At 71.6% G+C, this 12915-nt stretch carries 9 protein-coding genes; 7 read left to right on the top strand and 2 right to left on the bottom strand.

What is annotated here, in order from left to right:
• Positions 1–305: 305 nt before the first annotated feature.
• The gene (locus ACIQWR_RS12835; RefSeq protein ID WP_399268364.1) at positions 306–1076 is read right to left on the bottom strand and encodes a hypothetical protein; all 771 of its coding nucleotides are present in this window, start codon (positions 1074–1076) and stop codon (positions 306–308) included.
• A 168-nt stretch (positions 1077–1244) separates the two neighbouring features.
• Positions 1245–2930, bottom strand: coding sequence for a PucR family transcriptional regulator (locus tag ACIQWR_RS12830; RefSeq protein ID WP_404007645.1), 1686 nt, complete (start codon positions 2928–2930; stop codon positions 1245–1247).
• A 253-nt stretch (positions 2931–3183) separates the two neighbouring features.
• On the opposite strand from ACIQWR_RS12830, the gene ACIQWR_RS12825 reads away from it, so the two are divergent.
• The 7 genes from ACIQWR_RS12825 to ACIQWR_RS12795 all read left to right on the top strand — a co-directional run bounded on the left by ACIQWR_RS12825 (position 3184) and on the right by ACIQWR_RS12795 (position 12903).
• Positions 3184–4080 (top strand): FAD binding domain-containing protein, encoded by an 897-nt coding sequence (locus tag ACIQWR_RS12825; protein ID WP_399268368.1) that lies wholly within the window; start codon positions 3184–3186, stop codon positions 4078–4080.
• Positions 4081–4082: 2 nt separating this feature from the next.
• Complete coding sequence (locus tag ACIQWR_RS12820) at positions 4083–4691, top strand: (2Fe-2S)-binding protein (protein ID WP_404007642.1); 609 nt, start codon at positions 4083–4085, stop codon at positions 4689–4691.
• A 2-nt stretch (positions 4692–4693) separates the two neighbouring features.
• The gene (gene pucD, locus ACIQWR_RS12815) at positions 4694–7096 is read left to right on the top strand and encodes a xanthine dehydrogenase subunit D (RefSeq protein WP_404007640.1); all 2403 of its coding nucleotides are present in this window, start codon (positions 4694–4696) and stop codon (positions 7094–7096) included.
• Between the two features lie 337 nt (positions 7097–7433).
• Positions 7434–8897, top strand: a complete 1464-nt coding sequence (locus tag ACIQWR_RS12810) for an NCS2 family permease (protein ID WP_404007637.1) — start codon at positions 7434–7436, stop codon at positions 8895–8897.
• 79 nt (positions 8898–8976) lie between these two features.
• A complete protein-coding gene (locus tag ACIQWR_RS12805; RefSeq protein WP_399268376.1) occupies positions 8977–10128 on the top strand; it encodes an XdhC family protein in 1152 nt (383 codons plus the stop codon).
• 132 nt (positions 10129–10260) lie between these two features.
• Complete coding sequence (locus ACIQWR_RS12800; protein ID WP_404007634.1) at positions 10261–11544, top strand: YncE family protein; 1284 nt, start codon at positions 10261–10263, stop codon at positions 11542–11544.
• 138 nt (positions 11545–11682) lie between these two features.
• Positions 11683–12903 carry a glycoside hydrolase family 6 protein gene (locus ACIQWR_RS12795; RefSeq protein ID WP_404007631.1) on the top strand — a complete coding sequence of 407 codons (1221 nt, stop codon included), beginning with the start codon at positions 11683–11685 and terminating at the stop codon, positions 12901–12903.
• Positions 12904–12915: the final 12 nt, after the last annotated feature.

The raw sequence follows: 12915 nt of genomic DNA, 5'->3' as shown, positions 1-12915 counted from the left end.
CGCTGGGTGGGGCCTCCGGCGGGCCCTCAATCGCCGGGCGGGCTTGATTTGGCTGGGGCCGTCCCGCCTTAGTGCTGCCGGGCGGGCTGGGCTGGCCCATTCCAGCCTCGCCGGCGTTTGAGGCGCGGGTCCGGGCGGAGCCCGGTGCGGGGCGGAGCCGCGTTGTCGGGTGCCGGTCGGCTTGGCCTCCGGCGGGCCCTCAAACGCCGGGCGGGCTGGATTGGGCCGGGGCCGGCCCGTTCAGCCCCGCCGGGTGGGCCGGATGTGGCCGGGCCCGGCCCCGTTCCGGCCCCGCCGGCTAGGCGTCAGGCCGCCGGGGTCAGGTGGGCGGCCAGCCAGGTGGGGATGCCGCCCAGGAGGCGGAAGAGGCGCAGGGCCTCGGCGCGCAGGCGGGCGGCCTCCGGCTCCGGTTCGGCCTCCGCGAGCGCGGCCAGGGCGGGCGCGGTGCCCACCAGGAAGCCCAGCTCCTCCCGGATGCGCAGGGATTCCGCGAAGCCGTGCCGCGCCTCCGCCAGCTCCCCGTCCCGCAGCGCGAGCCCGGCCAGGTGGCGCCAGGTGAAGGACAGCAGCAGGGTGTCCCCGTGCGCCGTGGCCCCCGCGTGCGCGCGCCGGTACGCGGGCCTCGCCGATTGCGGGGCGTCGGCCAGGTGCTCCGCCACCAGCCCCCGCCGGAAGTCCAGCAGCGGCCGCGTGGGCGATCCCGGGGCCAGCAGCGCCGCCGCCCGCCCCAGCGCGGAGCGCGCCTCGTCGGACCGGTCCCGGACGCCCAACACCGTCGCCGCGTAAGCCAGTTGGCCGCGCTCGCAGGCGGCCGCGCCGCGCTCGTCGTCGTCCTGGGCCACCGCCTCGGCGATCCGCAGCGCGTCCTCCGCCTCGGCCCAGCCCTGCCCGGTGAACAGGCACCGTTCGACCAGCAGCGCGGTGCGCTGCACGGCCGGTCCGGCGCGGCCCACGTGCGGGTCCAACAGGGCCGCCGCGTCCGTCCAGCAGCCCCGCGAACGAAGCCGCCATATCGCCCGCTGGAGGGGGTCGTCCCCTCCGGTCATTCCGGCACCCGACATGGCGGTGTCCGCCACATTGCCCTCCCCGAAGCAGCCAAGCCAGCGCGCCGCCCGCGCCCTGGGGCGAAATGAGAGCACGGATCCACTTGATCGGCCAAGGGGTCGGGTGAACCTTTTCACAAAGTCCGGATACCTCGTCAGTCGCCCCCGGCCGCCCGGCCGACCCCCCGGCCGGGCCGCTGATCAGCTCATCCGCAGTGCCAGGAAGAAGTCCAGCTTGTCCTCCAGCCGCGAAAGATCGCGGCCCGTCAACTGCTCGATTCGTCCGACGCGGTACCGCAGCGTGTTGACGTGCAGGTGCAGCCGGGTCGCACAGCGGGTCCAGGACCCGTCGCAGTCCAGGAACGCCTCCAGGGTTGGGATCAGCTCCGCCCGGTGGCGCCGGTCGTAGTCCCGCAGCGGGTCGAGCAGCCGCGCGGTGAAGGCGCGGCGCACGTCGTCCGGGACGAAGGGCAGCAGCAGGACGTGCGAGGCGAGCTCGTGGTGGCCCGCCGCGCAGACCCGGCCCGGTCGGGCGGCCGCGACCCGGCGGGCGTGCCGGGCCTCCTCCAGCGCCCCGCGCAGCCCCTCGGCGGAGTACACCGCGGCGCTGACGCCCAGCGTGAGCCGCCCGTCCTCGGCCAGACCGGCCGCCAGGGGCTCCCGTACGGTCGTCAGGAGCACGTCGGCGTGCAGGGCGGTGTCGGGGCCCTTCTCGTGCGTGGGCTCCCCGGAGTCCGCGGACAGCGCGGGCAGCGGTACGAGGGCGATCGCCTCGTCGCCCGCGTGGGCGACGGCGATCCGGTCGGAGGGCTCCGGACCCGACAGGGACGGGTCGACCAGGATCTCCTCCAGCAGCGACTGGGCCACGGGACCGCCGGGGATGTCCCCGCCGTCCCAGTCGACCCGGGCCACCACGACCTGCCAGTGCGGGGCGGCGCCCAGCCCGGGCAGCAGCACGGGGGCCGCGACCCGCAGGCGGGCCGCGATCTCGGCGGGCGGAGCGCCCGTCTGGACGAGCTCCAGCACCTCCTGGGCGAGGCGCCTGCGGACGGTGCGGGCGGCGTCGCGCCGGTCCCGCTCGACGGCGATCAGCTGGGTGACGCCCTGGAGCAGGTCCAGGCGCTCTGCGGGCCAGTCGCTCGCGTCGGCCTCGACGGCCAGCAGCCAGTCCGACAGCACGCTCTCGCGCACGTCACGGGCCGCCGGGCCGGTGCCCCGCCCGTGTCCCCTGATCGGGAAGAGCGAGTAGGTAATACCCTGGATGGAGATCCGGTGCGGGCCCCTGCGGCCGGTCCGGACCGCCGCCAGGTGTTCGCTGGCCAGCGCCGCGCAGATGCCGGGCGCCAGCGGTTCGCCCGCCCCGGCGATCTGCCGTCCCGTAGGGGACAGCACCCAGGCGCGCAGATCGAGGTCCGTGGTGAGCAGATCGAGGACCACATCGGGGCCACCGCCGGCGGGACCGGACGTCATCAGGCGCCGGTGGCGGTCCACGACGGCCGCGAGGTCCCCCGCGCGCTCCCCGGAGACCTGCCGCACGACGTACTCGGTGATCGTGGCGAATGCAACGTCTTCGTTCACGGCGAACAGCGGCAGCCGATTGCGCCGACAGGCTGAGACCAGATCGTCCGGGATGTCTCCCAGCTCGGCCTCGCCGGCGGCCAGGCCCGCCACCCCGGCGCTCGCGAGCAGTCGTGCGAACGGCTCGGAGTCGTCCGAATTTCGCCGCCAGGCCAGGCCGGTCAGCACGAGTTCCCCGCCGGAGAGGTATCGGCTGGGATCCCTCAGGTCCGTCGTCATGACGCCCCGGACCGTGCGGTCCAGCTCCTCCTGGCCGCCCAGCAGCCGCAGCCCCAGCGCCTCGGTTTCCAGCAGTGCGCGCAGCCGCATGATGTCGCCGCCGATCTGTCTCGATGTTGCCGTTGGAAATCGGGCAGGTCAGTGCATCCTGCCTTTCATACGAATCTACAAGACGAGGGAGGCCGTCAGCCAACTCCTTCATGGTTTCAGTGACTGCACCCGGGGGACGCGCGGCTTGTGTACTGGCTCCACACCGCATTAACAGCACGTGAACGACCAGTCGAGGGTCTTTGGGCCCGCTGGCTTGAAGTGATCGACACGATGAAGAAGAAGAGAGCCGCACATGGACTTCCTTCGCCCCGCCAGCTGGGAGGAGGCGCTCGCCGCTAAGGCCGAGTACCCCTCAGCTGTGCCGATTGCGGGTGGCACCGATGTGATGGTCGAGATCAACTTCGACCACCGTCGGCCGGAGTACCTTCTGGACCTGAACCGCATCGGCCTCCTGCGGGAGTGGGAGGTCGGCGAGGATGTGGTCCGGCTCGGCGCTTCCGTCCCGTACACGCAGATCATGGAGAACCTCCGCACGGAGCTCCCCGGTCTCGCCCTGGCCTCGCACACGGTCGCCTCGCCGCAGATCCGTAACCGCGGCGGCGTCGGTGGCAACCTCGGCTGCGCCTCCCCGGCCGGCGACTCCCACCCCGCGTTGCTCGCGGCGGGCGCGCAGGTCGAGGTGGAGTCCGTACGCGGTTCCCGCCTGATCCCGATCGACGAGTTCTACACCGGTGTGAAGCGCAACGCGCTCGCCGCCGACGAGCTCATCAAGTCCGTCCACATCGACAAGGCGGACGGCCCCCAGCAGTACTCCAAGGTCGGCTCCCGCAACGCGATGGTCATCGCGGTGTGCGCGTTCGGTCTGGCACTGCACCCGGAGACCCGCACGGTCCGCACCGGCATCGGCTCGGCCGCGCCGACCCCGATCCGTGCGAAGGCCGCCGAGGAGTTCCTGAACGCCGCGCTCGAAGAGGGCGGCTTCTGGGAGTCCGGCAAGGTCATCACCCCGTCGATCGCCAAGCAGTTCGGTGACCTCGCCTCCGGCGCGGCCAACCCGATCGACGACGTCCGCGGCACGGCGAAGTACCGCCGTCACGCGGTCGGCATCATGGCTCGCCGCCAGCTCGTCTGGACCTGGGAGCAGTACCGCGGTACCGGAAACGGCCGCTCGCTTGAAGGGGCTGCGTAATCATGCGCGTCAATTTCACTGTCAACGGCCGTCCGCAGGAAGCCGACGACGTCTGGGAGGGCGAGTCCCTCCTCTACGTCCTGCGCGAGCGCATGGGCCTGCCGGGTTCGAAGAACGCCTGTGAGCAGGGCGAGTGCGGTTCCTGCACCGTCCGCCTCGACGGCGTGCCGGTCTGTTCCTGTCTGGTCGCGGCCGGTCAGGTCGAGGGCCGCGACGTCGTGACCGTCGAGGGCCTGGCGGAGTTCGCCAAGCAGCGCGACGAGCACGGCCACGGCGGTGCCTGTGGCACCGGCGGCGGCTGCGGCAGCAAGGGCGGCGTCTCCCTGGACGCGGCCAAGCAGTGGCAGGCCAAGCCCGCCGACTCGCAGACCGGCGAGGGCGTGCAGCTCTCCAACATCCAGCAGGCGTTCATCGACGCCGGCGCCGTGCAGTGCGGTTTCTGCACCCCGGGCCTCCTGGTCCAGGCCGACGCGCTGCTGGAGGAGAACCCCTCCCCGTCCGACCAGGACATCCGTGAGTCCCTGTCCGGCAACCTCTGCCGCTGCACGGGCTACGAGAAGATCCTCGACGCGGTCCGCCTCGCGGCCGCCCGTCAGGGAGAGGTGGTCTGACCATGGCCCAGAACACGCGCACGGTCCCGGCGGGTACGCCGACCAACGTCACGCAGAAGCACACCAAGGGCGGCATCGGCGAGTCCACGCTGCGCCCCGACGGCACCCTCAAGGTGACCGGTGAGTTCGCGTACTCCTCGGACATGTGGCACGAGGACATGCTGTGGGGCCAGACGCTCCGCAGCACCGTCGCCCACGCCGAGATCGTCTCGATCGACATCTCCGAGGCCCTGGCGATGCCGGGCGTCTACTCGGTGCTGACGTACGACGACCTGCCCGCCGAGATGAAGAACTACGGCCTGGAGATCCAGGACACGCCGGTTCTCGCCAACGGCCGGGTACGCCACCACGGTGAGCCGGTCGCCCTCGTGGCCGCCGACCACCCGGAGACCGCCCGCCGCGCGGCCGCCAAGATCAAGATCGACTACAAGGAGCTGCCGCTCGTCACGGACGAGGCCTCCGCCCTCGCCCCCGGCGCGCCGCTGATCCACGAGGGTCGCGACGACCACCACATCGGTCACGTCCCGCACCCGAACATCGTGCACCGCCAGCCGATCCTCCGCGGCAACGTGGAAGAGGCCCGCAAGCGCGCCGACGTCATCGTCGAGGGCGAGTACACCTTCGGCATGCAGGACCAGGCCTTCCTCGGCCCGGAGTCCGGCCTGGCCGTGCCGTCCGAGGACGGCGGTGTCGAGCTGTACGTCGCCACCCAGTGGCTGCACTCGGACCTCCAGCAGATCGCGCCCGTCCTCGGCCTGCCGCCGGAGAAGGTCCGCATGACGCTCTCGGGCGTCGGCGGTGCCTTCGGTGGCCGCGAGGACATCTCGATGCAGATCCACGCCTGCCTGCTGGCCCTGGCCACGAACAAGCCGGTCAAGATCGTCTACAACCGGTTCGAGTCCTTCTTCGGTCACGTGCACCGCCACCCGGCGAAGCTCTACTACGAGCACGGCGCGACCAAGGACGGCAAGCTCACGCACATGAAGTGCAAGATCGTCCTGGACGGCGGCGCGTACGCGTCGGCTTCCCCGGCGGTCGTGGGCAACGCGTCCTCCCTCTCGGTGGGTCCGTACGTCCTGGAGGACGTGGACATCGAGGCGATCGCGCTCTACACGAACAACCCGCCCTGTGGCGCGATGCGCGGCTTCGGCGCCGTCCAGGCCTGCTTCGCCTACGAGGCCCAGATGGACAAGCTCGCGGCGAAGCTGGGCATGGACCCGGTCGAGTTCCGCCAGCTGAACGCCATGGAGATGGGCACGGTCATGCCGACCGGCCAGGTCGTGGACGCGCCGGCGCCGGTCGCCGAGCTGCTGCGCCGGGTCAAGGCCCGCCCGCTGCCGCCCGAGCGCCAGTGGGAGACCGCGGGCGAGGGTGCGGACGTCCGGGCGCTGCCCGGCGGCCTCTCCAACACCACGCACGGCGAGAGCGTCGTCCGCGGCGTCGGCTACGCGGTCGGCATCAAGAACGTCGGCTTCTCCGAGGGCTTCGACGACTACTCCACCGCCCGCGTGCGCCTGGAGGTCATCAACGGCGAGGCCGTCGCGATGGTCCACACGGCCATGGCGGAGGTCGGCCAGGGCGGCATCACCGTCCACGCGCAGATCGCCCGTACCGAGCTGGGCGTCACGCAGGTGACCATCCACCCGGCCGACACGCAGGTCGGCTCCGCCGGTTCCACGTCCGCCTCGCGGCAGACGTACATGACCGGTGGCGCCGTGAAGAACACCTGCGAGGCCGTCCGCGAGGCGCTCCTGGAGATCGGCCGTCGCAAGAACGGCTCCTACCACCCCGCGTGGGCCACCGCCGAGCTGCTGCTCGAAGGCGGCAAGATCGTCACCGACGGCGGCGAGGTCCTCGCGGACATCGCCGAGATCCTCGAGGACGAGGCCATCGACCTCGAACTCGAGTACCGCCACCACCCGACCGTCCCCTTCGACCTGGTCACCGGTCAGGGTAACGGGCACGTCCAGTACACCTTCGCCGCGCACCGCGCGGTGGTCGAGGTGGACACCGAGCTGGGTCTGGTCAAGGTCGTCGAACTCGCGACCGCGCAGGACGTCGGCAAGGCGCTGAACATGCTCTCGGTGGTCGGCCAGATCCAGGGTGGCACCACCCAGGGCCTCGGCGTGGCGATCATGGAAGAGATCATCGTGGACCCGAAGACCGCGAAGGTGCGCAACCCCTCCTTCACGGACTACCTGATCCCGACGATCCTCGACACCCCGACCATCCCGGTCGACGTCCTGGAGCTCGCCGACCCGAAGGCCCCCTACGGCCTCCGCGGCATGGGCGAGGCCCCGACCCTCTCGTCCACCCCGGCCGTCATCGCGGCGATCCGGCAGGCGACGGGTCTGGACATCACCAAGACCCCGATCCGTCCCGAGATGCTCACCGGAACCCTCTAGGGAATCCGGTCCCGCCGGGACCAAGACTCTCCGGGCGGTGTGACGCGGGAACGTCACACTTGCCGGTCGCACCGCCCGGAGTACGAAGTACCGCACCGCTCGCGGTCCGCTTCACCCGCAGTACCGGAAGTACCGCAACACCAGCAGTAACCGCAGTAACCGCAGTACCAGCAGTTACAGGCAGTACCAGTGGTAACGAAGTAGCAGCAGTACAAGAGCAGCTCACTTGCTTCGTCTCGGGCCGTCCCCCGGGTCGTGCAGCCAAACGCACCATCCCAAATCCCGCGTCTCCAATCTTTTCTGCGGGTGCCCCTTTGAACCTTGGGAGTTAGGCACCATGACCCAGTCGTCTGTGGAGCCCAAGACCACCGCGGAAGAGGCCGGCGACGGCTCTCTCACACCCGCCGGGCGTTCTTGGCTCGACCGGTACTTTCACATAACGCACCGCGGATCCACCGTCTCGCGAGAAGTGCGCGGCGGCGTCACCACCTTCATGGCGATGGCGTACATCCTCCTGCTCAACCCCCTGATCCTTTCGGGCAAGGACGTCGCTGGCGACACCCTGAGCCAGAAGGCCCTGATCACGGCCACGGCCTTCGCCGCCGCCCTGACCACCCTCCTGATGGGCTTCATCGGCAAGGTGCCGCTGGCCCTCGCCGCCGGCCTTTCCGTCTCGGGCGTGCTCTCCTCGCAGGTCGTGCCCCACATGACCTGGCCGCAGGCCATGGGCATGTGCGTCATGTACGGCGTGGTGATCTGTCTCCTGGTCGTCACCGGCCTCCGCGAGATGATCATGAACGCGATCCCCCTCGCGCTCAAGCACGCCATCACCATGGGCATCGGCATGTTCGTCGCCCTCATCGGCCTCGTGAAGGCCGGCTTCGTGGGCCACGGCTCCGAATTCGGTCCCCCCGTGAGCCTGGGCGCGACCGGCGAGCTCGCCGGTTGGCCCGTCCTGATCTTCGCCGTGACCCTGCTCACCATCTTCATGCTGCAGGCACGCAAGGTTCCCGGTGCGATCCTGATCGGCATCGTCTCCGGAACCGTCCTCGCGGTCATCCTCAACGCCGTGGCGGACATCGACCCCAAGGCCTGGCGCAGCGGCGCCCCGGAGCTCACCGGCTCCGCGGTCTCCATGCCCGACTTCTCGCTCTTCGGCAAGGTCGAGTTCGGCGGCTGGGGCGACGTCGGCGTGATGACGGTCGGCATGATCGTCTTCACCCTGGTGCTGGCCGGCTTCTTCGACGCGATGGCCACCATCATCGGCGTCGGTACCGAGGCCAAGCTCGCCGACGACAAGGGCCGCATGCCGGGCCTGTCCAAGGCGCTCTTCATCGACGGTGCCGGCGGCGCCATCGGCGGCATCGCGGGCGGCTCCGGCCAGACCGTGTTCGTCGAGTCCGCGACCGGCGTCGGCGAGGGTGCCCGTACGGGCTTCGCCTCCGTCATCTCGGGCCTGCTCTTCGCGGCCTGCCTCTTCTTCACCCCGATCACCCAGATCGTCCCGGGTGAGGTCGCCTCGGCCGCCCTGGTCGTCATCGGCGCGATGATGATGCAGAACGCCCGCCACGTGGACTGGTCCGACACGGCCACCGCCATCCCGGTCTTCCTGACCGTCGTGCTCATGCCCTTCACGTACTCGATCACCGCTGGTGTCGCCGCCGGTGTCATCTCGTACGTCGCCATCAAGGTGGCGCAGGGCAAGGCGCGGGAGATCGGTGGCTTCATGTGGGCGCTGACCGTGATCTTCGTGGTCTTCTACGCTCTCCACCCGATCGAGGGTTGGCTCGGCGTCAGCTGAGCCGTCCCGGCCTGATGCACCACTCCTGAACCCTCCACGCAATCCCGTCACCGGAAACCGAACCTCCGAGGAGGCCGCAATGCTGGACATCGCCGAAGAACTCAACCGGTGGGTCGAGCAGGGACGCGACTTCGCCGTCGCCACGGTCGTGGCGGTCGGCGGCAGCGCGCCCCGGCAGCCCGGAGCGGCCCTCGCCGTCGACAGCGAGGGCACCGCGATCGGTTCGGTCTCCGGCGGGTGCGTGGAGGGTGCGGTGTACGAGCTGTGCCAGCAGGCGCTCGAAGACGGCGAAACCGTCCAGGAGCGCTTCGGGTACAGCGACGACGATGCCTTCGCCGTAGGTCTGACCTGCGGCGGAATCATCGACATCCTGGTCACCCCGCTCCCCGTGAACTCCCCGGCCCGCGCCGTCTTCGAGGCCGCGCTGGCCGCCGCCGCCAAGGGCGAGGCGGCCGCGATCGCCCGGATCACCGACGGTCCCGCCGAGCTGATGGGCCGGGCGATCCTGGTTCGCTCCGAGGGCCCGTACGAAGGCGGCCTCGGCGGCCACCCCGAGCTGGACCGCACGGTGGCCGAAGAGGCCCGCGCGATGCTGGACGCGGGTCGGACCGCGACCCTGGAAATGGGCGCCGACGGGCGGCTCTGCGGCCGCCCCATCACCGTCCTGGTCGAGTCGAGCGTGCCGCCGCCGCGGATGATCGTCTTCGGTGCCATCGACTTCGCCTCCGCGCTCGTGCGGGTGGGCAAGTTCCTCGGCTACCACGTCACGGTCTGCGACGCGCGGCCCGTGTTCGCGACGAAGAACCGTTTCCCCGATGCGGACGAGATCGTGGTCGACTGGCCGCACCGGTACTTGGCGGCCACCTCGGTGGATGCCCGTACGGTCCTGTGCGTGCTGACGCACGACGCCAAGTTCGACGTGCCGCTGCTCGAACTGGCCCTGAAGCTCCCGGTGGCCTACGTCGGCGCGATGGGATCGCGGCGCACGCACGAGGACCGCAACGCGCGGCTGCGCGAGGTCGGCGTCACCGAGCTGGAGCTGGCGCGGCTGCGCTCGCCCATCGGCCTCGACCTGGGCGCCCGTTCCCCGGAGGAGACGGCCCTGTCCATCGCCGCCGAGATCGTCGCCAGCCGGCGCGGCGGCAGCGGACGCGCCCTCACCGGCGCGCACACCCCGATCCACCACGACGGCTCGGCCGCCGTCGTCGGCCGGATAGGCGTCGTCGCTTGAAGCGGTGACCACGGATCCGCGAAGGATCCACGTACTGAGCACAGGACGTGACCCCACGGGGGTTGCGTCCTTTTGCCGTTCCCCCTATTTTACCCGCCGGTAACAGCGCCTCCCCGCAACGGAGTTGAGCGAATGTCCCGGACCTCCTCGGTACGCGTCCTGTCGGCCGTCTGTGCCCTGGCCGCGGCCCTGCTCGCGGCGGGCCCGGCGCCCGCGGCCACCACCGCCACCGCCACGGTCACCGCCACCGCCACGGCCGACCCCGCCGCCCTGCGGGAGGTCCTCTTCGTCGGGAACAACTGGGAGGGGACCGCCGACGTACTCGCCTCCACCGGGGAGCTCGGCAAGGTGGGCCGGATCAACGTGATCCCGGACAAGGAGGAGCGGCTCCGGGAGATCTACCTCGACCCGGTCAAGCTCGGCTTCTTCCTGGGGATCCGCAACACCGCGGGCGAGGGCCACGACCAGTTCGTGGACGACATGTACACCACCCCGGACGGCAGCGCCGTCGTCGTCTCCCGCCCCAGCTTCGCCGACGTCGTCTCCGTCGACGTGCGGACGGGCCGGATCAACTGGCGCTTCCCGGTCGCGGGCTACCGGGCCGACCACATGGCGGTGTCGCCGGACGGGTCCCGGGTCGCGGTCTCCGCCTCCACCGCCAACACCGTGCACGTCCTGGACATCGCCACGGGACGCCGGCTCGGCTCCTTCGGCACCGGCGACAAGCCGCACGAGAACACCTTCACCCACGACGGCCGGTACCTGTGGAACAGCTCCATCGGTGACGTGACCTCCGCGCTGGACGCGCCCTGGCTGGACTGGACGAAGGGCGACCGGAAGATCACGGTCGTCGACGCGCAGACCTTCCGCACCGTCCGCGTGATCGACATGCGCGCACGGCTCGACGCCTTCGGCCGCTCGGACCTCTCCGACGCGGTCCGCCCCATGTCCTTCAGCCCCGACGAGTCGAAGCTCTACTTCCAGGTGTCCTTCTTCAACGGCTTCCTGGAGTACGACGTGGCCACCGACCGGATCACCCGGATCAAGACCCTCCCGGTGAACCCGGCCACCGACAGCGACCGCACGACCTGGGTCAACGACTCCCGCCACCACGGCATGTCGATGAGCCCCGACGGCGCCAAGCTCTGCATCGCCGGAACCATGGACGACTACGCGACGATCGTCGACCGGGCCACCCTCGCCGAGGGGCCCCTGGTGCCCGCCGACAAGCCGTACTGGGCCACGGTCGACGGGGACGGGACGGGCTGCGTGATCTCCGAGAGCGGCGCCGACCGGATCACGGCCATCGACTTCGCCACCGGGGCCAAGCGGGTCTCCGTCCCGGTCGGTGACCACCCGCAGCGCGTCCGGCTCGGTCACGTCCCGGCGCTCTGGACCGGCCCGGCCGCGCACTGACGGGCCCTGACGGGCACTGACGGGCACTGACGGGTGCGGACCGGTGAGAACGGCGCGGACCCACACGGGTTGCTCCGTTCGGCCGCCCGGGTAACGGCGCTTGACCCGGGCGCCGCGGCTGCGCGAGCGTCGTGGCGCATGCGCCACCGACACCTCGCCCGTACGGGCCTGCTCGTCGCCGTCCTCGCCGCGCTCACCGCACCGGCGTCCGCGGCCACGTCGTACGGCCCCGCCTCCCTCCCCGCCTCCGGTCCGGGCCGGCCGCTCTTCGCCCCCGCCGCCGACCCCGGGGCCGCCCGTCAGGCCCGGGAGCTGATCGCCGCCGGGCACCCGCGGGAGGCCGCCGGGATCACCGCGATGGCCGCCACCCCGCACGCCGTCTGGCTCGGCGACCAGAGCCCCGCCCGCGCGGAGGCCGAGGCGCGGGCCCTGACCACGCAAGCCGCCCGGCAGGGGGCGCTGCCCGTGCTGGCGCTCTACAACGTGCCGGGCCGGGACTGCTCTCAGTACTCCGCGGGCGGCGCCGCCGACGGCAAGGCCTACCGGGCCTGGATCGACGCGGTCGTCCGCGGGATCGCGGACCGTCCGGTGAGCGTGGTCCTGGAGCCCGATTCCCTCGCCCTGCTGCCCCGCGAGTGCGCACCGGGAGCGGGCGGTGCGGGCGCGGGGCCGGCCGGCGAGTCGGCCCGTACCCGCACCGCCGCCCGCTACGCCGAGATCGGGTACGCGGTCCGGGCGTTGGCGGCCGGGCCCGCCACCGACGTGTACCTCGATACGGGACACGCCGCCTGGCACACCGTCAACACCATCGTGCCCCGGCTCCGTCAGGCGGGCGTCGCCGACGCCACCGGCTTCGCCGTCAACGTCTCCAACTACCACTCCGACGAGGCCGGTAGCTGGTTCGCCACCCTCGTCTCGGCCTGCCTGGTCCACGTCGAGGCCGGCGGCCGGGTCGCCGACTGCCCCGACCAGTGGCGCCCGCGCGCCGAGGCCCGGGCCTGGCTCGCCGCGCACCTCGACGCCACCGCCCGGGCCCGGATGAAGCACTACGTCAGCGACACCAGCCGCAACGGCCGGGGCGCCTGGACCGCCCCCGCGGGCAAGTACCGGGAACCGCAGGAGTGGTGCAACCCGCCCGGCCGGGGCCTCGGCGCCCGCCCGACCACGGACACCGGCGACCCGCTGGAGGACGCCCGGCTCTGGATCAAGACACCCGGCGCGTCCGACGGGAACTGCCTGCGCGGCACCGCGGGTCCGCTCGACCCCGAACGCGCGGTCGTGGACCCCAAGGCGGGGGACTGGTTCCCGGACCAGGCGCTCGAACTCGTCAGGCAGGCGAATCCGGCCATTTTGAGGTGACCAGTCCGCAAT

The sequence above is a fragment of the Streptomyces sp. NPDC098789 genome (assembly GCF_044759975.1).
Classification (GTDB): Bacteria; Actinomycetota; Actinomycetes; order Streptomycetales; family Streptomycetaceae; genus Streptomyces.
The sequence above is the reverse complement of the archived record's forward strand: the minus strand, read 5'-3'. Positions and strand labels throughout refer to the sequence as shown.